The organism is Halosimplex salinum (assembly GCF_003730195.1).
Lineage (GTDB): Archaea > Halobacteriota > Halobacteria > Halobacteriales > Haloarculaceae > Halosimplex > Halosimplex salinum.
Genome location: NZ_QWGG01000009.1, coordinates 21,519 through 45,996, shown reverse-complemented (window position 1 = coordinate 45,996; position 24,478 = coordinate 21,519). Strand labels below are relative to the sequence as shown.

Below are 24,478 nucleotides of genomic sequence, written 5' to 3'. Positions count from 1 at the left end.
GACACAGTAACTAACTCGGAGTGTAGTGGAAACGTTTTTCAGCGGCCCTGTGAACAGACGAGCAATGCAGGAGCGTAGCGACGGGTCGGCGACGGAGGGCGACGAGCTGTTTCAGTCCGTCGACGAGGGCGGTGACGACACGATATTCGCGAATCGGGAGTTACTCAACATCGACCACGTGCCGGACGAGACGCGCATCGTCGGCCGCGACGAACACATCCGCGACCTCGCCAACGAGGTCGGTCCGGCCGTCACCGGGTCGCCGCCGAACTCGGTGATCCTCTACGGGAAGACGGGGTCGGGGAAGTCGCTCGTCGCGAACCACGTCATGGAACGGGCGCGCGGCGAGGCGGAGCGACGCGACAACCGGCTGGCGACGGTGACCGTCGACTGCGCGCAGGCGAAGGGGGAAGCCGACACCATCCAGACCATCGCCGACGGCATCAACGTCCCCGGGTCGGGCGTCCAGATACCGACCCGAGGGATCTCGACCAACGAGTACTACAACCGGCTCTGGGAGGTCCTCGACCGGCAGTACGACGCCGCGCTCATCACGCTCGACGAGGTCGACCGACTGGGCGACGACAACGTCCTCATGTTGCTCTCCCGCGCCCGCGAAGCCGGCAAGGTGGACGTCCCCATCGGCATCATCTCCATCTCGAACAAGGTGAACTTCCGGGAGCAGATGACCGAGCGGGTCAAGAGCAGCCTCGGCCACAACGAGTTCATCTTCGACCCTTACGACGGGGAACAGCTCCGCCAGATACTCGAGAACCGGCGTGACGCGTTCCGCGACGGCGTCCTCCACAGCGGCGTCATCCCCAAGACGGCCGCGCTCGCGGCCCAGCGCCACGGCGACGCTCGCAAGGCCATCCGCCTCCTCCGCCACGCGGGCGACTACGCGAAGAACAACGGTCTCGGCGAGGTAACCGAAGCCCATCTCGAACGCGCCCAGGAACAGGCCGAGGTCGAGCGGCTGAAGGAGCTGATCGCCGGGCTCCCGCCCCACAGCAAGTACGTCCTCTACGCGCTCGCCAACCTGACCGCGAACACGGACGAGGAGCGCGACTGGTTCCGGACGACGGTCATCTACGACGTGTACGAGAAGGTCTGCGCGGCGGAGGGAGCCGACGACCTGACGACGGACTCGATCCGCGGCCTGCTCAGCGAACTCGCCTTCCTCGAAGTCACGGAGTCGAACCAGGAACACGGCGGGATGGGGAAGGGGACCTACAAGGAACACCGCCTGCTCTGGGAGCCCAGCGTCGTGTTCAGGATGGACCCCGACCCCGCACAGGTCGACGTCGACCAGTAACTGGAGTCAGCGACTCACTCCTCGTCTAACTGCTCCTGCCACTGCTGTACCTTCGCCATCAGTTCTACCGGGGGCGTTTCGTTGACGTCGACGTCGCCGAGTTCGTCGAGGACGGCTTCGGTCTCCGGGTCGAGCGACCCACCGCTCGATTCACTCGCGGGCGCTTCGGTCTGACTCCCGTCGGTCGCGACCTGTCGCTGAGACCCGCTCGTCTCTTCGGAGACCAGTTCGCCCGACCCGAGGTCGAAGACGACCTGTTCGGTGCCCCCGCCGTCGGCTCCCTCGCTCCCCTGTACCTCGATCGCTTTCTCCTCGCGGAGTCTGTCGAGGACGTCCCGAGAGCGGTCGACGACCGGGTCGGGGACGCCGGCGAGGTCTGCGACGTGAACCCCGTAGGACCGATTCGTCGGCCCGTCACGGACCGTCCGCAGGAAGGTCACCTCTCCGTCGGACTCGTCCGCGGCGACGTGGACGTTCTCCACCGCCGGGAGCTCCTCGCCGAGCGCCGTGAGTTCGTGATAGTGGGTCGCGAACAGCGTCTTCGCCTGGATCCGGTTGGCGATGTACTCCGTCGCGGCCCAGGCGATAGAGATGCCGTCGTACGTCGCGGTCCCGCGCCCCACCTCGTCCAGAATCACCAGCGAGTCCGCCGTCGCGGAGTGGAGGATGTTGGAGAGCTCCTGCATCTCGACCATGAACGTAGAGCGGCCCTGCGCGAGTTCGTCGAGGGCGCCGACGCGGGTGTAGATGCCGTCGACGAGCCCCACGCGCGCCGACCGCGCCGGGACGAAGCTCCCGACCTGCGCGAGCAGCGTGATGAGTGCGGCCTGCCGCATGTACGTCGACTTCCCGCTCATGTTCGGCCCGGTCACGATCAGGAACTGCCGGTCCTCGTCCATCCGCAGGTCGTTCGGCACGAACTGCGTCGTCTGCTCGACGACCGGGTGACGACCCTGTTCGACGGCCAGCTCGCGCCCGTCGGTCAGTTCGGGGCGGGTCCAGTCGTTGCGGACGGCGTGGACGGCCAGACTCGCGAGCGCGTCGCACTCGGCGAGCGCCCGCCCGGTCTCCTGCAGCACCGCGGCCCGAGCGGCCACCCGATCTCGCAACCGCTCGAAGATCTCGCGTTCCATCTCGTGACGGCGCTCCTCCAGACGGAGGATCTCCCGTTCTTTCTCCTCTAACTCCGGGATCGTGTACCGCTCGGAGTTCTTGAGCGTCTTGATCTGGTCGTAGCGCTCGGGCACCTCGTCCGTCTCGCTGTTGCCGACCTGGATGTAGTAGCCGTCGGTCTTGTTCCGGTCGACCGAGAGGTGGGTGATTCCCGTCTTCCGCTTCTCCCGCTCTGGGAGGTTCTCGATCCACGCCAGCGCCGACTCGTGCGCACCGATTATCTCGTCGAGGTCCGCGTCGAACCCCTGCCGGATCAGTCCGCCCTGGGTGACCGTCCCCGGTGGGTCTTCGACGAGCGCCTCGTCGAGGTCGGCGGCCAGTTCGGCGGTCGCCGCGCGGTCCGGCCGCTCCAGCGTCTCCGCGAGCGGCGAGTCGGCCAGTCGGTCGGTCTCCGCGACGATCTCCCCGACCACGGGGAGGAGCGCGAGCGTCTCCTGTACCGCCCGCAGATCGCGGGCGTCGGCGCTCCCCGAGGCGGCCTTCGAGGCCAGTCGTTCGAGGTCGTAGGCATCGCCGAGCGTCTCGCGCAACTGGTCGCGGGCCATCGCGGCCTCGGCGAGTGCCGCCACGGCGGACTGGCGCCGGACCAGTTCGCCGCGCGAGCGGCGCGGGCGCTGGAGCCACTCCCGGAGGAGTCGCCCGCCGGCGCTCGTGACGGTGTGGTCGACCGTCGAGAAGAGCGAGCCGTCCCGGTCGCCCTGCATCGTCTCCGTGAGTTCGAGGTTGCGCTGGGTCGTCGCGTCGAGGTCGACGTACGCCGACTCGTCGAACGACTGCAGGCGCGTCATCGACGCCAGCACGCCCGCGCCGGTCTCGTCGACGTACGATATCACGGCGCCGGCCGCTCGAACGGCGGCGTCGTCGTCCGCGATCCCGACGCTCTCCAGGGTCTCGTCGCCGAACTGCTCGCGCACTCGGTGGCGCGCGCGTCCCGGTGCGAACGCCTCCGTCGTGTGCAGGGAGAGCGACGCGTCGGTGCGCTCGCGTACCTCGTCGAGGAACGCGTCGTCCGAGCGGATGTCCGGTCCCGGCAACACCTCCGCGGGGTCGAACTTGTACAGTTCCGTGAGCGCCGCGGCGGTCGCGTCCGCCCCCGACTGCTCGGTGACGAGGAACTGCCCCGTCGTCACGTCCGCCACCGCGATACCGTAGGTGGCGTCGCTGTCGTCGAAGCGCTCACCGTCCGTGCCGCCGCCTTCCCGGACCACCGCGGCGAGGTACTGCGCGTCGTCGTCGGTGGTCTCGAGGTGGGTTCCCGGCGTGACGACTCGCGAGATCTCGCGGGCGTGGCCGTCGTCAGTCTCGTACTGGTCCGCGACGGCCACGCGATAGCCGCGCTCGACGAGCGCGGAGAGATACGGCGTCAGGTCGTCGAGCGGCACGCCCGCCATCGGGTACGAGGAGCCGTGGGACCCCTTCTGCGAGACTTTGAGATCGAGTTCGTCGGCGACGATCTCGGCGTCCTCGGCGAAGAACTCGTAGAAGTCGCCGCACTGCATCGCCAGAATGTCGGCGTCGGTCCCCTCCTTGAGCGCGAGGAACTCCCCGACGATACCCGTCGCCTCGGTCATACCCTGAGGTGTGACCGAAGTCGGGTAAAAGGCTACGGGTCCGCGGCGGAAGTGGTCCGACCGCTCGGCCGGCGTGACCGAACGGACTCGTCTCGGTTCGATCGCCGCGACACTCCGCCGCTACTCGGATTTCGACGCTCGAACACAGAGGAACGTTGGGTACGTCACCCGCTTCTCGTAGGACTCGGGCTTCTGCTCCGCGAAGGACTCCCTCGGCTTCGGTTCGACCAGTTCGTCGAGCCGGAACCCGGTTTCGAGGAGGGGGTTGACGACCTCGGAGAACGGTCGGCGATAGAACGGGACGTCGATGTCCTCGCCGTCGGCCGACCACGTCATCGTCTCCCGCTCGACCGCGAAGTAGTCCTCGGCGTCGAACGCGACGTACTCGTCGACCGGGTGCTGCGCCGAGAACACGAGGAAGCCGCCCGGTCGGAGGACCCGAGCGAACTCCGCGAACGCCTCTCGCCAGTCCTCGACGTAGTGGAGCGAGAGGCCGCAGACGACGCCGTCGAACTCGCCGTCGTCGGCGAACTCGAGCGGCTCCGTGATGTCGCCCCGGTGGAGGGCTGCTCGGTCCCCGAGTCGTCGTCTCGCCCGGTCGAGCATCTCGGCGTTCTCGTCGACGGCGACGACGTCCGCTCCCCGCTCGAGCAACCACTCCGCGTACCGGCCGTGCCCACAACCAGCGTCGAGGACTCGTTTGCCCGCCACGTCTGGAATGAGGTCTGTCGTCGCGGGAAATTCGAAGTCCGCGCAGTACGGGTCCGCTTCCTGGGTCTCGTACGTTTCCGCCAGCCTGTCGTACGCGTCTCCTACGGACGGACTCTCTTCGGGCGACATGAGTGCGATATCATGTCACTCGGCGAATTAGTCGTTCCGGTTCTGGTTCCGGTTCCGAGTTCGAATCGGGACTCACCCGTGCCGCACGCCCTCCTCGTCGAGGACCGCTTTCAGCGACTCGGCGGCCGCCTCGAACCCTTCGGGACCGCTGTAGCCGTACGCCGACCCGGCGAACGACAGGTGCGGTTCCAGCGAGAGGGCGCCCTCGAACCCCCTGTCCCGGAGCGCCGCGACGGTCTCGCCGATCCGGCCGTCGCCCTCGCCGGCGGGTCGGATCTCACCGCGCTCGCCGTATTCGGCGTCCTTGACGTGGACCTGCTCGACGTACTCGACGACCTGCAGGAGCGCGTCGGGGTACGGCCGCACGCCGATCTCCAGATAGTTCGCGGGGTCGAAGACGGCACGGAGGTGGGGCGAATCGACGGTCGTCAGCAGGTCTCGCATCCGGCCGGGCGTGTCGCCGTAGATGTCCTTCTCGTTCTCCAGCGCGAGCGTCACGTCCGCCTCCTCGGCCTTCTCGACGGCGACGCGGGTCCGCCGGAGCACCTCCTCGCGGTGGTCGGCGGGGTCGTCGCCCTCCGGGATGTAGTAGGAGAACACGCGGACGTACTCGGTGTCGAAGCGGTTCGCGACGTCGAGCGCCCGGTCGAGGCGCTCCATATGTGGCTCGAACTCGTCCTCGATACCGATCTTGCCGATCGGCGAGCCGATGGATGTCACGGAGAATCCACGCTCGTCGAGGGTCGCCGCTAGTTCGTCCAGTCGGTCCTCCGAGAGATCGAGGACGTTCTCCGACCACACACCTCGCAGGTCGAGGTGGTTGATATCGAGTGATTCGAGGACGGATAGCTGGTCGTCCAGGTCGTCGGCGATCTCGTCGGCGAAACCGCTGATGTGGACGGCGGGGTCGGTCATCGTCTCCGGGGTCGCGCCACTGGTCCGTAGGTCTTGCTCTCGCGGCGGGCACCGCCGGGACTCTCCGTCGGGTCGACACCGACCGCGACCCCCGTGGCGAGCACTTTTCACGCGCCACTGAGTAATGTTACCGTTATGCAGGGAAAGACGTGCGTCGTCACGGGATCGTCTACCGGGATCGGTCGCGGCATCGCCGAGCGCCTCGGGGAGAACGAGTGCCAGGTCGCCGTGAACTACCGCGGGTCGGAGGAGGCGGCCCACGAGACGGTCGAGCGAGTCGAGGACGCGGGCGGGACGGCCATCGCGGTCCGGGCCGACGTCACGGATCTGGATGCAGTCGAGGCCATGCGCGACGAAGTCCACGACGCCTTCGGGCAGGCTGACGTGCTGATCAACAACGCGGGGATCAACCAGGACGTGAAGTTCGAGGCGATGACTCACGAGGAGTGGGACACCGTCCTCGACGTCCACCTCGACGGCGCGTTCCACTGCACGCAGGCGTTCTACGACGACATCGCCGCGTCCGAGCAGGGCCGACTGATCAACATCTCCAGCATCGTCGGGAAGGGCGGCAACTTCGGCCAGGCCAACTACGCGACCGCCAAGGCGGGTATCTTCGGGTTCACGCGGACGCTCGCGCTCGAACTCGCACGCGAGGGGTCGACGTCGAACTGCGTCGCGCCCGGGTTCATCTCGACCCGGATGGTCGAAGACCTCCCCGACCGAATCAAAGCCGAGATCCGCGAGGACACGCCGCTGAACCGACTCGGAGACGTCCGCGAGGTCGCGGAGGTCGTCTGTTTCCTCGCCAGCGACCGCTCGTCGTTCATCACCGGCGAGATCATCGACGTCAACGGCGGGAAGGACCTCTGAGTGGGCGGGTGGTGCTACCGTCGAGTCGGCGCGGTCGTCAGATCCGCACCGGTTCGCCCCGCTCGGCGGACTGGAATTTAAATACGGTGGCGAGCAACATCCGGTATGGCCGAATCGACGCTCCCACACCGGGAGGCCGTCGACGCGTTCGTCGAGCGAGTCGAGGACGGAGATTTCGACGCCATTCAGCGACTGTACCTCTTCGGGAGCGTCGCTCGCGGGACCCAGCGCCCCGACTCAGATGTCGACATCTTCGCCGTTCTCGACGACGGAGCCGACGTCTCGGCAGTCGAGGAGCGGCTCCGTGACCTCGCCTACGACGTGATGCTCGAAGGCGGTCCAGCCTTCAGCATCCACGCGGTAACGGAGTCGACGGTCGAGGCGCGGGCCGACCACCCGTTTTTCCGGACTGCGCTCGACGAGGGACGCCCGATCTATGGCTGACCGGGAGTACGTCGAGGAAGAGTTCTCGAAAGCCCGCGAGGCACTCGCCGACGCAGAATCGCTCGCTGCGAGCGGCGGAAGCGACGCCGGCGTCGTGAATCGGCTCTACTACGCGTGTTTCCACGCGGCACAGGCAGCGCTGTACGACCGCAGTGTCGACCCTTCCTCACACGGTGCAGTTCGAAACCGATTCGGTGAACATCTCGTCGTCGACGGATGCGTATCACGTGATCATGGCCGACTGCTCACGACACTCGCCGACCTCCGTCAACAGGCGGATTACGGCTACGCTCCTATCGACGAAGACGTCGAAGCGTTACGTGAGCGGACACACGACTTCGTCGAAGTCGTCGGCGACCTACTGAACGCCGACGCCGGGAACTGACTCGTCACTCGATCCGCACAGGCTCGCCCCGCTCGGCGGACTCGTAGATGGCTTCGATGATCTCGACGGCTTTCCGGGCCTCGCTCGCGTCGAGCATGTAGGGCTCGTCGTCGGCGCGGGCGTCGAGGAAGTCGGCGATGTTGCGCCGGTGGTTCTCGTAGTCGATGCTCATCGGGTCGGCCGCGCCCCCACCGGAGTCGGTCTCGCCGAACTCCTCGCGGATCGCCGGGTCGTCGTCGCGCTCCTCGCGGAACTGCCAGGTGACGAGTTCGTCCTCCAGTATCTCGGCGGTGCCGCCTCTGCCTGCTAACTGGAGGCGCTTGAGCGACCCCGGATACATCGAGGTGGCTCCCAGGATCTGGCCGAGCGTGCCGTCGCGATACCGGAGGACGGCGACCGCCGTGTCCTCCACCTCCATGATATCGTCGTCGTGGGCGCGCCGGTCCGTGTAGGCGAACACCTCTTCGACGGGATTCACTCCGTCACCGCTTCCGTCGTCCTCCTCGCCGACACCGTCCCCGCCCGCTCCGGCCGCGCTCGCCAGCCACTGTATCGCGTCGATGCCGTGGATCGACTGGTTCATCAACGCGCCGCCGCCGTCGAGGTCCCGCGTGCCCTGCCACGCGCCGTCGTAATAGTCGTCGTCGCGCCACCACGGTACGTAGGCGCTGGCGACCGAGAGGCCGTCGAAGCGCCCCTCGCCGGCGGCCTCGTGAAGCTGTCGGACGACGGGGTTGTAGCGCTGGTTGAAGATGCCGCCGAGCCTGATCCCGGCCGCTTCGGCCGCGTCGACCATCTCGTCGATGCGGTCGGTCGTGATCTCCAGGGGTTTCTCGCAGAGCACGTCGACGCCCCGTTCCGCGGCGGCGAGGGTCGGTTCGAGGTGGGCGCCGCTGGGGGTGCAGACGGTGAGCACGTCCACGTCTTCTTCGTCGAGCATGGTCTCGGTGTCGTCGTACCACGCGCAGTCGTACTCGCCGGCGAACTCGCGGCCGCGCGACTCGGTGCGACAGGACCCGGCGACGACCGTCGCGTCCTCGATGTCGGCGATCGACTCGGCGTGCATCCGCGCGACTGCTCCGATCCCGGCGATCGCGATTCGGTCGGTCATGTAGCGCCGGGTTCACGACCCCGTGACTAAAAGCTGACCGAGGGGGCGAACCCCGCCTCCACCGCTCGCCTCGGGCGCTCCCACCGTCGCCCGCTCTCGTCCGAAGGCGGGGCGTTTTTACCGCTCGCATCGGTCGACTGAAACGTACCGATGGCCCTCCCCGACCCCCTCCAGCGGGCGAAACGGCAGGTCGCGGACGACCTCCGCGCCGACCCGTATCTGCCGTACATCCTCGTCGCCGCCCTCCTCCTGTCGTCGTTCTGGATCTGGCACCGACTGCCCAACTTCGCGACCCGGGACGAGCGCTGGCGGGTCGTCGATCCCGTCGAAGTCGTCGCCGCGTATCTCGACGACCCCCGACTGGGGTCGATATCGGAGGGCGTCGCCTACTGGCGGACGTACGGCGCGGCGATGCATCTCTCCGCGTTCGCTCTGGTCCCGGTGTTCGTCGTCGTCCTCGCGACCGACTCGCTCGCGGCGTTCGCGAACATGGGCCGACACGTCGATATCGGGTTCTGGAGCCACTGGTTCGACACGCCGGCCTGGATCTGGACGTGGAGCGTGCTCCCGGTGCGCCTCGCGAACGTCGCGATGGCCGTCGGGAGCGTCTACGTCACCTACCGGATCGGGACGACGATGCACGACCGCGCGACCGGTCGGCTGGCCGCGGCGCTGCTGACCGTCACCTGGGGATTCCTGATCCTCGCCCACGAGGGCGGCGAGGACATCCCCTCGCTGTTTTTCCTGCTCCTGTCGCTGTACTTCGCGCTTCGCTACGTCGAGTCGGGCGCCGACCGCCTGTTCTACTGGGGGTGTCTGTTCGGCGGCGTCGCCATCGCGTTCAAGTTCTCGGGTGGTGTGAGCGCGGTGATGCTCGGCGTCGCACACCTCCAGCGGGCCCGCCGTTCGGAGGAGGGCCTCGTGTCGGGGGCGCTCCGGCCGAAGTTCCTGGGGACGGGCATCCTCGTCGCCCTCGTGACCATCGCTTTGGGCTTCCCGTCGCTCCTTCTGGGCGCACCGGAGGAGTTCGGCGGCCGGATCGCCCGGGCGTTCGGCGCGAAGTCGGACTCCCACGGCTGGCTCGTCCGCCCGAGCTGGTGGTGGATCCTGCGGGGGTACCTCCACGGGGCGGGGCTCCCGCTGTTCGTCGGGTTCCTCGGCGGGGCGGCCGCCGCATTCCCCCGACTGCGCGAGCGGTCGCTGACCGCCGACGGGATCAGGCTCGCGCTGGTCGGCGTGACCACGTATCTCGTGGTCTTCAGCACGTGGCAGTACGTCCGAACCCACCACCTCTTGCCGACGTTCGCCCTGCTCGCGCTCGTCCTCGCTGTCGGCCTCGTCCGACTGCGCGAGCGCCGGCCCGCCGTCGGTCGGGCGGCGGTCGCGCTGTTGCTGGTGACCAGCGCCGTCTACGCCGGGGCCGGGACCCTCGCCTACGCCTCCCAGCCGCGCGACCAGGCCGTCTCGTATCTCGAACGCAACGGCGGGCCGGACGACACCATCGAAACCTACCCCATCGACCCGCAGGACGCGGCCGTGCCGTACAGCGACCGCGTCGACCAGCAGCCCGGCTACGGCGTCGGCTCGTTCACCGACCGCTGTCCGGCGTTCGTCGTCCTCAACTACCACAAGTCGATCCTCTATCTCGCGCCCGACGACTGGGGCAAGCGGGCCGAACAGCTCTCGGACCCCCGCGTCGAGGGGCACGTCCTCGACCTGCTCGCTCAGGACACGTATCCCTACGAGATCGCCGGCGAATTCGGCCGACGACCCCGATTCCTCGAGAACGAGGGGCGCCCGCCGACGTGGCAGCGGCTCCTCCGCGCGGGGATCCGTCCGCGGACGATGCAGTACGGCGACCCACAGGACATGGGCGTCGACCAGTACACGATCGTTCTTGAGCGGACCGGCGAGTGCGGGAACGGGACGCTCACAGACCCAACCCGCTCGGAGAGCCGCTGACCGCGTCGGATCGGGTCCGTACCGACGGCCATCTCGTCTCGAAGTGGGATTACCCGTGAGTAACCGCGCGTGCCGCTTTGACGGGGTTTAAGCCGACTCGTCCGTTATCGACTCGTACATGACCGATAGCGAGTACGACGTCGTCGTGGTCGGCGGCGGGCCGGCCGGACTGACGGCCGCGCTGTACACCACGCGGCTCGGACTGGACACGGCACTCGTCGACCGGGGCGGCGGTCGCGCGGCGATGATGCAGGACACGCACAACGTCATCGGCGTCACCGAGGAGGTCAGCGGCGGGGAGTTCCTCCAGACCGCGACCGAACAGGTCGAGTCCTACGGCGCCGACGTGCATCGAGCCTTCGTCGGCGAGGTCGAACGCGTCGACGACGGGGACGAACCGCGCTTCCGACTCCAGACCGAGAACGCCGAGTACGAGGCTCGCCGGGTCGTCCTCGCGACCGGCTTCTCGGACGTCCATCCCGACCCGCCGCTCCCGCCGACGGGTCGCGGCCTGCACTACTGTCTGCACTGCGACGCCTACATGTTCGTCGACGAACCCGTCTACGTGATGGGGACGGGCGACTCGGCGGCCTACGTCGCGATGATCATGCTGAACTTCACCGACGACGTGGACCTGCTGACCCGCGGCGACGACCCCGAGTGGAGCGCGGACACCGACGAGATGCTCCGCAACCACCCCGTCGACGTGGTCCACGAGGAGATCGCCGCCGCCAACCGCGACGACGGTGGGTGGCTCGAATCCTTCGAGTTCGAGGACGGGACGGAACGGGAGTACAAGGGCGGCTTCCCGATGTACGGGTCGCAGTACAACACGGACCTGCACGAGTCGCTCGGCTGTGAGCTGACCGACGACGGGACGGTCGACGTGGACGACCACGGTCGCACCAGCGTCGACGGCGTCTACGCCGTCGGCGACGTGACCCCCGGCCACAACCAGATCCCCGTCGCGATGGGCCAGGGCGCGAAGGCGGGTATCGCCATCCACATGGACCTGCGCCCGTTCCCGCGCTCGACGGCTGGCATCGACGAACTCGGCCCGGTCTCCTCCGGCGAGGTGCCGGCCGTCTCGCAGGAACTGCTCGCGAACGCGGTCGCCCACGAAGGGCACGCGGCCGGGCCGCGCGTCGAGTCACCGGAAGACGTCGAGAGCGGCGACGAACAGACCGCAGACGACGACTGAGCGGCGGGACATTTTTCGCTGGCCGACCGCCAGCCGACCGGCGTCAGGACTCGGAGTCGGAGTCGGCGCCGATGCCGTACACGCGGTCGACGCCGACGTAGACGAACCACACCATCCAGATGGTGAAGATGACGAGCCACGCCCCGTACTGGACGTAGGGGTGCGGGACGAGGACGTACGCGACGACGAGCAGCGCCGCGACGACGACGGCCGTCGCGACGTTGTACCGCGTCGGCGCGAACACGTCCGCGAGAAACTCGCGCATTGGCCGCCGATACGGGGTCGGATTACATTACAGTTGGTGGCTGAGAGTGTCGTTCAGCGGTTCCCGTGTCCGTGTTCGAATTTCACTGGCGCTCGATGCAGAGTACGTGTACGGCAAAGCGCTCTCTACAGAGGTTCGAGCGTCCTCTGTGCTCTCAGCAACCGTGGTTATGCCCCGTGAGATTCGACCGAAACGTACCCATCAGAGAAGATACTCACCTCGTAGCCGTTGTAATTGAAAATCACCTTCCCAAGTGCCTGGTCGTCGGTGAACAGGCTCTCCAGGGCGTCGGGGTCGATCACCTCGTACAGGGACGGAACGAGTTCGGTCGGACTCGTTCCTTCCGCTTTGGCGATAGACTCAACAACATTTTGGCAGATAGTGCCGTCTCCAGAATCGTCGGTCTGTACCTGATTCACGTGTTCATTCGGCCCTCACTCCATTTAAATATGTCGGGTAGTGGACATTAAACAGCGGCACTTAAACCGATCTGGTCATCATCCAACGTCCTCTTCGTCAGCGAACTCCTGACCAAAATGATTGTAGGGCTGGGCCCGTTCCTGTTTCATAATCTCCACTCGTGCGAGATTGACTCCCAGCGAATCCAGGTCTTCCAGGCTCTCCTCTATGTCCCCCTGAGTTCGACCAACCAGTTCTAACGACAGGTTATCGTTGTTCGTCAACAGCTCTCGAACGCTCACAACACCGGACACTTCCATTATCTCGTCGAGCAGTTCCTCCTTCTTCGAGATGGGAACCGTCGCAGTGATCAGAAGATGATGACCGAGCCCAGCTTTCGTGTAGTCGACGATCGTATGGTAGCCCTTGATGACGCCCTGTTCCTCGAGCCGGTCGATTCGGTTGGTGACGGTGCTAGACGAGACGCCGACCTGTTCGCCGATGTCGGCGACCGTTCGTTTCCTGGCGTCCTGCTGAAGCAGATAGATGATCCCTTTGTCCGTGTTATCGATCTCGTCGGGGGCCATAATTGTCGTACGCCATCCGTGCGGAAAACCCTTCTCGCGCCGGGAGGCGCACGCATTTAGCGTACTACACTCGGGGTTCTGCGTCCGATCCCGACGAGTTCGGCTTTACGATTCCACGTCGATGTATCGTTCGCTGTGGGTCAGGACGATACTGCCGATGTACGGTCTGCGAAATACGCGCTCTGGATTCACACTGTGTCCTCGACACACTCGACTCTGAGAGAGCGACCGACACTCGATAGACAGAGCCCCCGACCAGCCGGTCCGTCTCTACCCAGCGCGGGACTCACTCGCTCTGAAACGCTCTCCGACACCCTCTCGAACCCGCTCACGCACACTGCGCGTCTTCGATCAGGTCCAGCAACTCACGCACGTCGCGCGGGTTCTCCAGTCGGTAGTCCGCCGCGGTCTCCCGCTCGCCGACCAGGATTCCGATCCCGTCGAGCGCCCCTCGCTGGTCGTCGAGCACCCGAAACGCGTCCTCGTCGGTCAGGTCGTCGCCGACGTAGAGGGGGAGCCAGTCGTCGGGCGCCTCCTCGCTGAGCAGTTCGACCGCCCTCCCCTTGTCCCAGTCGACGGCGGGGCGAACCTCGCGGATGGCCTTGCCGTCGCGGAGTTCGAACTGCGCACCGCTCGTCGAGGGCGACTCCTCGACGGCGACGCGGACGGTCCGCTCGACCTCGGGGACGCGCTCGTCGGGGACGTTCCTGACGTGGACCGTCGCGGTGAGCCCCTTGTTCTCGATCTCGACGCCGGGGACGTGCGCGAGGCAGTCCGAGAGGCGGTCGCAGATGCGGTCGATGGCCGCTCGACTCCGGCGAGCGACCGGGTTGACGGTCTCCTCGCCGCCTCCGCGGAGTTCGAGGCCGTGGTTGCCGGCGTAGGCGACGCCGTCGAGGCCGACGCGGTCGCGGAGGTCGGAGAGTTCGCGGCCGCTGACGACGGCCACGTCGACGGACGGGCAGTCCGCGAGGCCGGCGACGCGGTCACGGACGGCCGGCGGTAGCTCGGCGGCGTCGGGGTCGTCGACGATGGGCGCGAGCGTCCCGTCGAAGTCCAGACAGCAGACGAGGCCCGGTGGCCTCGCGAGGCGGTCGACGACGGTGTCGCGGGCGAGCCACAGCGGCGTCGGGTCAGTGGTCTGCACGGGTCGGGACACCCCCGTCGGTGCAGTCGAGGCCGGTGGCGACGCCGAGCACGTCACAGAGCCACGACTCGATGTCGTTGTCGGCCACGTAGTCGGCCAGGGCGTTCGCGCGGCGGCGTCGCTCGCGGTCGGGCATCGACAGCGCCTCGTCGAGCGCGGCGGCGAACCCCTCGGTGTCGTGCGGGCGAATGGAGGTCGTCCACTCGCCGACGCAGTCGTGGACGCCGGCCTGGTCGCTGAGGACCAGCACGCCGGGGTCGTCGTCCTGTGCGGCGACGTACTCCTGGGCGACGAGGTTCATACCGTCGCGGACGGGGCTCACCACGGCGAGGTCCGCCTCTCGGTAGAGCCCGGCCAGTCCCTCGTCGGAGATCATGTCCGTCGTGTAGACGACGGGTCGCCAGTCGTCGGTGGCGAAGCGGTCGTTGACCCGGTCGACGGTCGCCTCGACGCGGTCCTGGTAGCGCTGGTAGGCCTCGATGGCCGACCGGCTCTCGGTCCCGATCTGGACGAACGTCAGCTCCTCGCGCCAGCGCGGTCGCTCGGCGAAGAGCCGCTCCAGCGCGTCGAGGCGCTCGACGATGCCCTTGGTGTAGTCGAGCCGGTCGACGCCGACCGCGATGCGGGTGTCGCGGTCGATACCGCGGTTCTTGCGGAAGGCGGCGCGAAAGCCCGTCGCGGTCCTGCTCCCGGCCTGCTCGCGGATCCGGTCGGCGGGGACGCCCATCGGGACCGCGCGGACCGTCGTCGTTCGGTCCCGGTAGTCGACGGTGCCGCGGTCGTGGTCGACGTCGGCGTCGGAGAGCCCCCTGTCGACACAGTCCAGGAAGTTCTCGCAGTAGCGCGAGACGTGGAAGAGGAGGAGGTCGTTGCCGAGCAGTCCGTCGAGGACGGCCTCGCGGTTGGGACACGCCCGGAAGGCGTCCCAGCCCGGCCACGGGATGTGCCACGTGTGGGCGAGCGTGGCGTCGGTGGTCGCGCCGCCGGCGGCCTCGCGTTCGCGGACCTGCCGGGGTGCGAGCGCGAGGTGGTAGTCCTGCAGCCAGACGAAGGCGTCGCTCGCCACCGCGTCGGCCAGCGCGGCCGCGAACTGGTCGTTGACGCGGCGGTAGTCCGCCCAGCCGCCCCTGGAGCTCTCGACGGTCCCCAGCGCGGCGTGGCACAGCGGCCAGAGTACCTGGTTGCTGAATCCGTAGTAGTACCCCTCTACCTCGTCGTCGTCGAGCCAGACCCGCCGGAGCGTGTAGGTGCCGCCGTCCCCGGCCGTCTCGCGTTCACCCGCACCTTTACCCTCGCTGTCGGCCGGCGGTACGGTCACGCTGTCGTCCGCGTCGACGACGGTCGCGTCCGCGTCGCCGTCCCCCCAGGCGATCCAGGTCCCGTCGACCTGTCGCATGACGGCGTCGAGACCGGCCGTCAGTCCTCCGGTCGGCCGGTCGACGACGACCTCGCCGTCGTCGTCGTACCGGTGTCTGTACGGTTGTCGGTTGGAGGCGACGACAACGTCGTCGCCCACTGTCGTCAGTAGTCGGTCGAGGTCGGTCTCGACACGGTCGGCTCGCAGATGTGTCCTCGCCATGTCGTCGTACGCGTGATTGCCCCGCCAGGGGGGTATGGCCGCGGCTTGCACCTGCGGGCTGTCACCCGGAACACCACGCCACTCGACGACCGCCGAAACGGCGCCGTTACCCCGTATTCGTGGCCGTACTGTCGTCCGCGTCGTCCGTGCTCGCCCCGGCTCGCTGTCGGATGTTTCGGACCCGGTCGGGGATCGGCGGATGCGTGTAGTGGAACGTCTCGTACAGCGGGTGCGGGAACGGGTTCGAGAGGTTCTCGCTGGCGAGTCGACACAGCGCGTCGACCATCGGTTCGCCGTCGCCGAGCACGTCGACCGCGAACGCGTCGGCCTCCCGCTCGTGTGCAAGGGACAGCTTATTTTCCAGTGGGCTCGTGAGGCGGGCGAGCGGTTGCAGGACGAGCGCGGCGAGGAACAGCCCTGCATACACCGGCCGTCCCGACCCCGACGCGAGGCCGAACATGTCGTACAGCCACGGGCCGGTGACGAGCTGGTAGGCGACGAAGAGCAACAGCCCCATCTGGACGGCCGAACTCCCGATGCGCTTCCAGATATGTGCTTTCTTCCAGTGTGCGAGCTCGTGCGCGAGCACGCCCTGGAGCTCGTCGGTCTCCATCTGCTCGACCAGCGTGTCGAACAGGACGACGCGCTTGGTCGCGCCGAACCCGACGAAGTAGGCGTTCGAGTGGCCGCTCCGTTTGCTGGCGTCCATGACGTAGATCTGCGAGCACTCGAAGCCGGCGCGGTCGAACACGTCCGTGACGGCCTCGTACAGACCCCCCTCCTCGACGGGCTCGAAGTCGTTGAACAGCGGCGCGATCACCCGCGGGTAGACGACCATCATCGCCAGCGAGACGGCGACGAACAGCGCCCACGCGCCGACCCACCACAGCCCCGGGAACGCCTCGACGACGGCCATGAGCGCCGCGACGAGCAGGCCGGTGACGACGAGGGAGAGCGCCAGTCCGACGACCTGGTCGCGCAGCCACAGTCGCGGGGACTGCTCGTTGAACCCGAATATCTCCTCGACGACGAACGTCTCGAACAGGTCGAAGGGAATCGAAGAGAGCTGGACGGCGACGACGACGCCGAGGAAGAAGACGACGCCCGAGGGCACGGTGCCGAGCCCGAGCGACTCGACGGCGGCCACGGCGTCGGCGAGGAGGCCGGTGTAGAGGACCAGCAGGAGCAGTCCGAGGCCGACCCAGGCTTCCAGCTGGGAGGCGCCGGCTCTCGCCCGCTGGTACCCGAGCAGTTCGTCGGTGTCGTCGACGTCGAGGCGCTCGTCGAACCAGCTCGCCTCTCGCTCGACCGCCCGGGCGCCGTACCGTACGTTGAGCGCCGCCAGCCAGGTGAAGAAGGCCTCGGTCCCGACGAGCAAGAGGACGAAGGCGACGTGGAGTTCGATCACGGGGGCCGGTACGGTATCGACTCATTAAACCCCCACGCCCGCGCCCCCGCCCGACCGTCCGGGGGCGACCCGCTGTCGCCGCGACCGCGTCGGGAAGTCCGGCCGTTCAGCGGGTCGAACGCGCCGTTCGTCGCGTGCCGGACTCGGGCGACTCCAGCGGGTTGGTCCTAGCCAAAGGAAGGCTTATGGAGCAATATGCCCGGCTTACGAACGACTAATGAGTGAAAACGAGCCGACGCCCCAGACACGGAAGAAAAACCGCGACTGGTGGCCGAACTCGCTGGACCTGAGTGCCCTCGACCAGAACGCCCGCGACAGCGGGCCCTACGAGGACGAGTTCGACTACGCCGAGGCGTTCCAGGAACTCGACCTCGACGAGGTGAAGTCGGATATCGAGACGGCCATCACGACGTCCGAGGACTGGTGGCCGGCCGACTACGGCCACTACGGGCCGTTCATGATCCGCATGGCGTGGCACAGCGCGGGCACGTACCGCGCATCGGACGGTCGCGGCGGGGCAGCGGGCGGGCGACAGCGGTTCGCGCCCCTCAACAGCTGGCCCGACAACGCGAACCTCGACAAGGCGCGGCGACTGCTCTGGCCGGTCAAGCGGAAGTACGGCCGCGCCCTCTCGTGGGCCGACCTGATCGTCCTGGCGGGGAACGTCGCCATCGAGTCGATGGGGTTCAAGACGTTCGGCTTCGGCGGCGGACGCGAGGACGCCTTCGAACCCGACGAGGCCGTCGACTGGGGGCCCGAGCAGGAGTGGGAGGCCGACGACCGCTTCGAGGAGCCCGGCGAGATCCAGGAGGGGCTGGGCGCCTCCGTCATGGGGCTCATCTACGTGAACCCGGAGGGTCCCAAGGGCCAGCCGGACCCGATGGGCGCGGCGAAGAACATCCGCCAGACGTTCTCGAGGATGGCGATGAACGACAAGCAGACGGCCGCGCTGATCGCCGGCGGCCACACCTTCGGGAAGGTCCACGGCGCCGACGACCCCGAGGAGAACCACGGCCCGGAACCGGAGGCGGCCCCCATCGAGAACATGGGGCTCGGCTGGCAGACCGACGGCACGAAGGGCGGCGAGATGATCACAAGCGGCATCGAGGGGCCGTGGACACAGGACCCGACCTGGTGGGACATGGGATACGTCGACAACCTCCTCGACTACGAGTGGGAGCCCGAGAAAGGGCCCGGCGGCGCGTGGCAGTGGACGCCGAAGGAGGGCGAGGACGTCGAGTCGGCCCCCGACGCCTCGGACCCCGACGAGGAGGTCACCCCCATGATGCTCACGACGGACATCGCGCTCAAGCGCGACCCCGACTACCGCGAGATCATGGAGGAGTTCCAGGAGAGCCCGATGGAGTTCGGGATGGCCTTCTCGAAAGCGTGGTACAAATTGACCCACCGCGACATGGGCCCGCCCGAGCGGCTCCTCGGGCCGGAGGTCCCCGACGAGACGATGATCTGGCAGGACCCGCTACCCGACCGCGACCACGACCTGATCGACGACGAGCAGGTCGAATCCCTCAAGGCCGACATCCTCGACAGCGACCTCTCGCGGTCGCAACTGGTCAAGACCGCGTGGGCCTCGGCGTCGACCTACCGCGACAGCGACAAGCGCGGCGGCGCCAACGGCGCCCGCGTTCGTCTGGAGCCCCAGCGTAGCTGGGAGGTCAACGAGCCGGCCGAGCTGGAGACGGCACTGGAGACCTACGAGTCGATCCAGTCTGAGTTCAACGACTCGCGGTCCGACGACGTGCGAGTCTCGCTCGCCGACCTGATCGTGCTGGGCGGCAACGCGGCCGTCGAGCAGGCGGCGGCCGAGGCCGGCTACGACGTGACGGTGCCGTTCGAACCCGGACGCGTCGACGCGACGGCCGACCAGACCGACGTCGACTCCTTCGAGGCGCTCGAGCCGAAAGCCGACGGCTTCCGCAACTACATCGCCGAGAGCGTCGACCGCCCGGCGGAGGAACTGCTGGTCGACAGGGCGGACCTGCTGGACCTGAGCGCCGAGGAGATGACGGCGCTGGTCGGCGGCATGCGCGCGCTCGACGCGACCTACCAGGGCACGGACCTGGGCGTACTTACCGACCGGCCGGGGACGCTGACCAACGACTTCTTCGTGAACCTGCTCGATATGGGCACCAAGTGGGAGTCCGCCGACGGCCGCGACCAGGTGTACGAGGGCCGCGACCGCGACACCGGCGAACTCGAGTGGGAGGCGACCCGCTTCGACCTCATCTTCGGGTCGAACTCCCGGCTCCGCGCCATCGCGGAGGTCTACGGCTCCGAAGACGGAGAGGAGGACCTCGTCGCGGACTTCGTCGACGCCTGGAGCGAGGTCATGCGGCTCGACCGCTTCGACCTGGAGTAGTCCGTCTCTCGTCCGGTATCTCCGCCGCCCTCCGGCCATTCGACGCGGTTATCTCGCTCGGGACCGAGCGCTCGCGCATGAGCGAAGACCTCCGCTGTGACACCTGCGACTGCGCAGTAACGCGCGAGGCGGCCACTCGCAGCGAACCGTACGGCGACCTGGATCCGCGGAAGTGGCAGGCGCTCTGCTGTCCGACCTGCGGCCGGAAACTGAAGACCGTCTTCGTCGCCCGTGAGGAGTTACACTGACTTGTACAGGCACGTCGCCGACGACGGGCAGAGGTCGGTGAACTGGGTGGTGTCCCGGATGGAATCGGGCGCGTTCGGACGGTCGATCTCGTCGTACCCGAGGGCGACGAAGAAGTCGCTCGCAGTCGTGGTGAGGAGATAGAGGCGGGAGACGCCGGACCGCTTCGCCTCGGTTTCGAGCGCGTCGACGATGGCCGTGCCGTGGCCGTTCCCGCGCTCGGCGGGTTCGACCGCGACGGACCGGAGGAGAGCGTCGGACCCGTGGACTTCGAGGGCGCCGACGCCGATTCTCTCGGTGCCGTCGCGGGCGACGTAGACGTGGACGGGTGCCGTGCGGAGGTCGTCCGTCGGGAGCCCTGCGCGGCCGAGGATCGATTCGGCGTACCGGAGCGAGTCGTCGTCCGCTCGCTGGAGGGTGACCGGCGTCTCGGTCATGACTGTGCGTACAGTATCCGCTGGGATTACGTTTCCCCCGGAGTCCGCTCTCCCTCGAACCCCACCCATAGTTCCGCCATCCCCACCGCTTAGTGAGTGGAAGCCCCAGCAGTGTTCGCTATGGCTGACGACGTATACAACGAGAGCGACACGTTCGACATCGGCGGGGAACTGACGGTCAACCGCCTCGGATTCGGCGCGATGCGGCTCACCGGGGAGGACATCATCGGCCGGCCCGACGACGAGGAGAACGCGCGGAGCGTCGTCCAGCGCGCGACCGAACTGGGCGTCGACTTCATCGACACCGCCGACTCGTACGGCCCCGGGACGAGCGAGCGTATCCTGAAGGAGGGGCTCGCAGAGACCGACTCGGACCCGATCGTCGCGTCGAAGGCGGGGCTGCTCCGCCACCGCGACGGAGAGTGGCTCCCGCACGGCGACCCCGACTACCTCCACAATCAGGTCCTCTGCAGTCGCGACCGGCTGGGCGTCGACAGCATCGACCTCTACCAGTTCCACCGGCCCGACCCTGACACGGACTTCGAGGACTCCGTCCACGCCTTCGCAGAGATGAAAGACGCCGGCCAGGTCGACCACGTCGGCCTCTCGAACGTCTCCGTCGAGCAGTTGGATACCGCGCGGGACATCGTCGACATCGCGACGGTCCAGAACCAGTACAACGTCGCCTACCGCGACGACGAGGACGTCCTCCAGGCCTGTGAGGAGTACGACGTGGGCTTCATCCCGTGGGGACCGCTGTACACCGTCGACGACGAAGGTGTCGCGGGCGTCCTCGACGAAGTGGGCGAGGCGCACGACGCGAGCCGTCGGCAGGTCGCGCTCGCGTGGCTCCTCCACCACTCCGACGTGACCCTGCCGATCCCGGGGACGTCGAGCGTCGACCACCTCGAATCGAACGTCGCCGCCTCGCAGGTCGAACTGACCGACGAGGACCTGGCGAAACTGAACGAGATCGACGCGCAGTAGTCGCGACTCGGCGCTGTCGCCCGTTTCTACCGCTGTACGCGTCGCTCGGTGGTGTCGGATGTCGTCTCACGGCGAGCGGCGGCGCGGGCGCCGTCGCTCGGTGGGTGAGAGTGTAGAATTCGGAGTCAGCGGAACGCTGACGCCGTAGTTAGAGAGTGCGACTTACTGTCGCGTGAGGTTCGTGGCGCGCGGGCCCTTGTCGGCCTGCTCGATGTCGAACTCCACTTCCTGGCCCTCTTCGAGGTCGGGGCCGCCGACGTCTTCCATGTGGAAGAATACGTCGTCGTCCGCGTCCTCGGTCTCGATGAAGCCGTAACCGCCCGTGTCGTTGAAGAAGTCGACTTTGCCGGAGGCCATTAGAGGCGCTCCAGGTTGGTCGCTCGCGGGCCTTTGTCGGCCTGCTCGATGTCGAACTCGACTTCCTGACCTTCTTCGAGGTCGGGGCCGCCGACGTCTTCCATGTGGAAGAATACGTCGTCGTCCGCGTCCTCAGTCTCGATGAAACCGTAACCGCCGGTGTCGTTGAAGAAGTCGACCTTTCCGGAGGCCATTAGAGGCGCTCCAGGTTGGTCGCTCGCGGGCCCTTGTCGGCCTGCTCGATGTCGAACTCCACTTCCTGTCCCTCTTCGAGGTCCGGACCGCCCACGTCCTCCATGTGGAAGAAAACGTCGTCGTCAGCGTCCTCAGTCTCGATGAAACCGTAACCGCCCGTGTCGTTGAAGAAGTCAACCTTACCGGATGCCATTGCGACTAAACACAGACGCGGGGGATGTATAAGAGTTCCGAGAGAAGCGTTACCACGACCCTTCACGGGGGGCTCAGAGGGTGGCGCGCGGGAATCGCCGGCGTACGGAGGCGTCGGAGATGTCTGACGTGCGGGGAAGGGGTTATTGCCCGGGGGCGTTGAAATTCCGACAATGAGCGAGACGGAGGGGCCGCTGTACGTCGGCGTCGACTGGTCGGGCGGGTCGTGGGTCGCGGTGGCGTTCGACCCGTCGGGGTTCGACCACGCCGCCGTCTTCGAGGAGGTCGGCGACCTCTGGGTACGCTACGAAGAGGTCGCCGAGCGCGTGCTGGTCGACCTGCCGATCGGTCTCGTCGAGGAGGGCGAGGAGGGGCGTCGCTGTGACGAACTCGCACGGGAGGTTCTCGGTCCGATGGGCCGGACGGTCGTCACGCCGCCGGTCCGCGAGGCGACGCGAAAGCGGCGGTATCCGGCGGCTCAGCGGGTCAACGAGCGCAAGGCGGGACGGGGGATCACCGAGCGAGCGTTCGCGATGAGCGACGCGATCGCCGCCGTCGACGAACTGCTCCGGAACGTCCCGGAGGCACACGCGGCGTTCGCCGAGTCCAATCCCGAGGTCTGCTTCCGGGCGTTCGCCGGCGAACCGCTCGAACACTCGAAGGCGTACGCGGCCGGCTACGCGGAGCGGATGCGCACGCTGGCGCAGTACGACCGCGACGCGCCGCCCGCCGTGCAGGCGGCCGCTGCGTCCACCGAGGGCCACGAAGTCGCTGTCGCCGACGTCCTCGACGCGATGGCGCTGGCCTACACCGCCGCGCCCGGTGACGGCACCCTCCGCACGCTCCCGGCGGACCCGCCGACCGACGCGAAGGGACTCCCGATGGGTATCACCTATCGCGCCGACGCGCCGCTCGACAGCGAATAAGGCCGCCGTCTCGGCGGTCTGACGCCGAGCGGCTCTCAGTTCTCGGCGTGGTCCGGCGGACCGTTTCCGTCGTTGTCCTCGCCCTTGCCCTTGCCCTTGCCCTTGCCCTTGCCCTTGCCCTTGCCCTTGCCCTTGCCCTTGCCCTTGCCCTTGCCCTTGCCCTTGCCCTTGCCCTTGCCCTTGCCCTTGCCCTTGCCCTTGCCCTTGCCTTCGTCTTCATCTTCGTCCTCGTCGTCGGTGGGGTCGAAGACGTCGACGGCGTCGGAGAGAGAGAACGGAATCAGGTTGTCGTCTCCCTCGTCCCCGTCCTCCTCATCGTCTCCGCCGTCTCCGCGGTTTCCGCCGTCGCCGCCGTTTCCGTCGCTCTCGTCGTCCTCGCCGAGCCAGTCGACTTCGCCGACGATCTTCGCGGTGTCGATATCGGGTTCGAGGTCGCTCTCGTCGACGTCGAAGTGGAGTTTGCACTTCTCGTCGCCGTGGCTGTCGTGTTCCGGCGTCGCGCCGTCGCCCTCGTCGACCGCCTCGGGCGCGCCGAACCCGATCGAGTCGGTGTCGATCGCCGAGGGGTCGGGGCAGTCTATCTCGACAGGTATCAGGCCCTCGCTCTCGACGTTGATGCTCCCGTCGGGCGGGGCGACGGAGAGGTCGAACGGCGAGTCCTCGCCCGTGATGCTCCGCTCGACCGCGACCGTCAGGGGCTGGTCGAGGTCGAGGTCGATCCGGCGGATCCCGTTCCCGTCTTCCTTCCCGTCCCCGTCCCCGCCCCCATCTCCGTCGTCCGATTCCTCGGCCGAGAGCATCTGCCACTCGTCGACTTCGCCCTCGTAGTGTTCGTCGTAGAGCGCCGCGGCCTCGTTGAACGCCGGATCGATATCGACGGCGGTCCCGGCGTCGAGATACCCCAGCGCGCCGCCGTCGCCCCTGCTCGCGCCCCACGTCCAGTCTATCTCGTGGGTCGTCCCGTCGGTGTCCCAGTTGTCGTAGTTGCTGTCGGGCCGGTCCCCCGACTCGAACAGGTAGAAGTCGTCTTTGACGAGCCAGTCGACGCTTTCGGGGACGCCCGAGACCGTCCACGTGACGGACCCGCCGTCGTCGTCCTGCGCGTCGTGGACGGCGACGAGACTCACCCCGTTCGGTCCGTCGTAGAAGAAGAGGAGCGAGGTCGACGGCCGCTGGATATCCTGCGTCCCGACGGACATGTAGTAGGGCCTCTCGCCAGGGTCCGTCGCGCCGTTGTCGCCCTCGTACTTCTCGGGGATCCGCAGGTCGTAGAACGACTCGACCGGTTCCGACCCGGTGAGCGGTTCTACCTGAACCCGCTCGTCGTCCTGTTCGAAGACGAACCGACGGCCGAAGCCCGCGGTCGATTCCCCCTCGCTCCCGGCGCCCGTTCCGTCGTCCGTCGCCGCGACCGATCCGGCGGCAGCCGTTCCGAGCGCGCCGGCGCCCGCGAGTACCTGCAGTAGCGTTCGCCTGTCGAGTGCTCCCGCACGGAGCGACGGCGTGTCGTTCGACATACCCCCTCCCGGACCGCCACACGGATTGTTATGATGGCGGAAACGGTCGGCGACCGTCCCGGGGTT

At 67.6% G+C, this 24,478-nt stretch carries 25 protein-coding genes; 10 read left to right on the top strand and 15 right to left on the bottom strand.

The genetic code is table 11. From position 1 onward, the window contains the following. The first annotated feature begins 64 nt into the window (after nt 1–64). A complete protein-coding gene (locus tag D1409_RS19235; RefSeq protein ID WP_206425133.1) occupies nt 65–1,315 on the top strand; it encodes an orc1/cdc6 family replication initiation protein in 1,251 nt (416 codons plus the stop codon). A gap of 14 nt (nt 1,316–1,329) precedes the next feature. On the opposite strand, the gene mutS is transcribed toward D1409_RS19235, so the two are convergent. The 3 genes from mutS to D1409_RS19220 all read right to left on the bottom strand — a co-directional run bounded on the left by mutS (nt 1,330) and on the right by D1409_RS19220 (nt 5,814). Beyond that, nucleotides 1,330–4,059: a DNA mismatch repair protein MutS gene (gene mutS / locus D1409_RS19230; RefSeq protein WP_123538619.1), complete on the bottom strand. Its 2,730-nt coding sequence runs from the start codon at nt 4,057–4,059 to the stop codon at nt 1,330–1,332. Nucleotides 4,060–4,179: 120 nt separating this feature from the next. After that, the gene (locus D1409_RS19225; RefSeq protein WP_123538618.1) at nt 4,180–4,899 is read right to left on the bottom strand and encodes a class I SAM-dependent methyltransferase; all 720 of its coding nucleotides are present in this window, start codon (nt 4,897–4,899) and stop codon (nt 4,180–4,182) included. Between the two features lie 72 nt (nt 4,900–4,971). Next, a complete protein-coding gene (locus D1409_RS19220) occupies nt 4,972–5,814 on the bottom strand; it encodes a sugar phosphate isomerase/epimerase family protein (protein ID WP_123538617.1) in 843 nt (280 codons plus the stop codon). A 135-nt stretch (nt 5,815–5,949) separates the two neighbouring features. Here D1409_RS19220 and fabG point away from each other — a divergent pair, with 135 nt between their 5' ends. From fabG to D1409_RS19205, 3 genes are all read left to right on the top strand, one after another. Next, complete coding sequence (gene fabG / locus D1409_RS19215; protein ID WP_123538616.1) at nt 5,950–6,687, top strand: 3-oxoacyl-ACP reductase FabG; 738 nt, start codon at nt 5,950–5,952, stop codon at nt 6,685–6,687. Between the two features lie 105 nt (nt 6,688–6,792). Continuing rightward, complete coding sequence (locus D1409_RS19210; protein ID WP_123538615.1) at nt 6,793–7,131, top strand: nucleotidyltransferase domain-containing protein; 339 nt, start codon at nt 6,793–6,795, stop codon at nt 7,129–7,131. Beyond that, nucleotides 7,124–7,516, top strand: coding sequence for a HEPN domain-containing protein (locus tag D1409_RS19205; RefSeq protein ID WP_123538614.1), 393 nt, complete (start codon nt 7,124–7,126; stop codon nt 7,514–7,516). The genes D1409_RS19210 and D1409_RS19205 overlap by 8 nt, the downstream gene beginning before the upstream one ends. 4 nt (nt 7,517–7,520) lie before the next feature. Here the strand turns inward: D1409_RS19205 and D1409_RS19200 are convergent, their stop codons facing one another. Then, nucleotides 7,521–8,627 carry a Gfo/Idh/MocA family protein gene (locus tag D1409_RS19200; protein WP_123538613.1) on the bottom strand — a complete coding sequence of 369 codons (1,107 nt, stop codon included), beginning with the start codon at nt 8,625–8,627 and terminating at the stop codon, nt 7,521–7,523. 150 nt (nt 8,628–8,777) lie between these two features. Here D1409_RS19200 and D1409_RS19195 point away from each other — a divergent pair, with 150 nt between their 5' ends. Continuing rightward, a complete protein-coding gene (locus D1409_RS19195; RefSeq protein WP_123538612.1) occupies nt 8,778–10,589 on the top strand; it encodes an ArnT family glycosyltransferase in 1,812 nt (603 codons plus the stop codon). Nucleotides 10,590–10,707: 118 nt separating this feature from the next. Beyond that, on the top strand, nt 10,708–11,790 hold the full coding sequence (locus D1409_RS19190) for an NAD(P)/FAD-dependent oxidoreductase (protein WP_123538611.1): 1,083 nt from the start codon (nt 10,708–10,710) through the stop codon (nt 11,788–11,790). Nucleotides 11,791–11,833: 43 nt separating this feature from the next. Here D1409_RS19190 and D1409_RS19185 read toward each other — a convergent pair whose 3' ends face one another. The 6 genes from D1409_RS19185 to D1409_RS19160 form a co-directional block, all read right to left on the bottom strand. Next, nucleotides 11,834–12,055: a hypothetical protein gene (locus D1409_RS19185; RefSeq protein WP_235853624.1), complete on the bottom strand. Its 222-nt coding sequence runs from the start codon at nt 12,053–12,055 to the stop codon at nt 11,834–11,836. Between the two features lie 167 nt (nt 12,056–12,222). Further along, nucleotides 12,223–12,474, bottom strand: a complete 252-nt coding sequence (locus tag D1409_RS19180) for a HalOD1 output domain-containing protein (RefSeq protein WP_123538610.1) — start codon at nt 12,472–12,474, stop codon at nt 12,223–12,225. 78 nt (nt 12,475–12,552) lie between these two features. Further along, nucleotides 12,553–13,041, bottom strand: a complete 489-nt coding sequence (locus D1409_RS19175) for an Lrp/AsnC family transcriptional regulator (protein ID WP_123538609.1) — start codon at nt 13,039–13,041, stop codon at nt 12,553–12,555. A gap of 328 nt (nt 13,042–13,369) precedes the next feature. Beyond that, entirely contained in the window at nt 13,370–14,188 is an 819-nt protein-coding gene (otsB, locus tag D1409_RS19170) for a trehalose-phosphatase (protein ID WP_164471792.1), read from the bottom strand. Next, entirely contained in the window at nt 14,175–15,767 is a 1,593-nt protein-coding gene (locus tag D1409_RS19165) for an alpha,alpha-trehalose-phosphate synthase (UDP-forming) (RefSeq protein ID WP_123538607.1), read from the bottom strand. The genes otsB and D1409_RS19165 overlap by 14 nt, the downstream gene beginning before the upstream one ends. A gap of 106 nt (nt 15,768–15,873) precedes the next feature. Continuing rightward, nucleotides 15,874–17,175 carry a M48 family metallopeptidase gene (locus D1409_RS19160; protein ID WP_123538606.1) on the bottom strand — a complete coding sequence of 434 codons (1,302 nt, stop codon included), beginning with the start codon at nt 17,173–17,175 and terminating at the stop codon, nt 15,874–15,876. Nucleotides 17,176–17,392: 217 nt separating this feature from the next. Here D1409_RS19160 and katG point away from each other — a divergent pair, with 217 nt between their 5' ends. Continuing rightward, nucleotides 17,393–19,555, top strand: coding sequence for a catalase/peroxidase HPI (gene katG, locus D1409_RS19155; RefSeq protein WP_123538605.1), 2,163 nt, complete (start codon nt 17,393–17,395; stop codon nt 19,553–19,555). A 77-nt stretch (nt 19,556–19,632) separates the two neighbouring features. Further along, nucleotides 19,633–19,803 (top strand): hypothetical protein, encoded by a 171-nt coding sequence (locus tag D1409_RS24775; RefSeq protein WP_164471791.1) that lies wholly within the window; start codon nt 19,633–19,635, stop codon nt 19,801–19,803. Here the strand turns inward: D1409_RS24775 and arsN2 are convergent. Continuing rightward, complete coding sequence (gene arsN2 / locus D1409_RS19150; protein WP_123538604.1) at nt 19,795–20,238, bottom strand: arsenic resistance N-acetyltransferase ArsN2; 444 nt, start codon at nt 20,236–20,238, stop codon at nt 19,795–19,797. The two genes, D1409_RS24775 and arsN2, sit on opposite strands and share 9 nt — an antisense overlap. A gap of 120 nt (nt 20,239–20,358) precedes the next feature. On the opposite strand from arsN2, the gene D1409_RS19145 reads away from it, so the two are divergent. Further along, on the top strand, nt 20,359–21,225 hold the full coding sequence (locus tag D1409_RS19145) for an aldo/keto reductase (protein WP_123538603.1): 867 nt from the start codon (nt 20,359–20,361) through the stop codon (nt 21,223–21,225). 162 nt (nt 21,226–21,387) lie between these two features. Here the strand turns inward: D1409_RS19145 and D1409_RS19140 are convergent, their stop codons facing one another. From D1409_RS19140 to D1409_RS19130, 3 genes are read right to left on the bottom strand one after another with little or no spacing between them, the layout of a single operon-like run. Then, complete coding sequence (locus tag D1409_RS19140; RefSeq protein WP_123538602.1) at nt 21,388–21,582, bottom strand: cold-shock protein; 195 nt, start codon at nt 21,580–21,582, stop codon at nt 21,388–21,390. Next, nucleotides 21,582–21,776, bottom strand: coding sequence for a cold-shock protein (locus D1409_RS19135; protein WP_006883278.1), 195 nt, complete (start codon nt 21,774–21,776; stop codon nt 21,582–21,584). The genes D1409_RS19140 and D1409_RS19135 overlap by 1 nt, the downstream gene beginning before the upstream one ends. Continuing rightward, nucleotides 21,776–21,970: a cold-shock protein gene (locus tag D1409_RS19130; protein ID WP_006883278.1), complete on the bottom strand. Its 195-nt coding sequence runs from the start codon at nt 21,968–21,970 to the stop codon at nt 21,776–21,778. The genes D1409_RS19135 and D1409_RS19130 overlap by 1 nt, the downstream gene beginning before the upstream one ends. Nucleotides 21,971–22,142: 172 nt before the next feature. Between D1409_RS19130 and D1409_RS19125 the strand changes: the two genes are divergently transcribed. After that, on the top strand, nt 22,143–22,895 hold the full coding sequence (locus D1409_RS19125) for a DUF429 domain-containing protein (protein WP_123538601.1): 753 nt from the start codon (nt 22,143–22,145) through the stop codon (nt 22,893–22,895). Nucleotides 22,896–22,930: 35 nt separating this feature from the next. On the opposite strand, the gene D1409_RS19120 is transcribed toward D1409_RS19125, so the two are convergent. Continuing rightward, nucleotides 22,931–24,412 (bottom strand): hypothetical protein, encoded by a 1,482-nt coding sequence (locus tag D1409_RS19120; RefSeq protein WP_123538600.1) that lies wholly within the window; start codon nt 24,410–24,412, stop codon nt 22,931–22,933. Between the last annotated feature and the right edge of the window lie 66 nt (nt 24,413–24,478).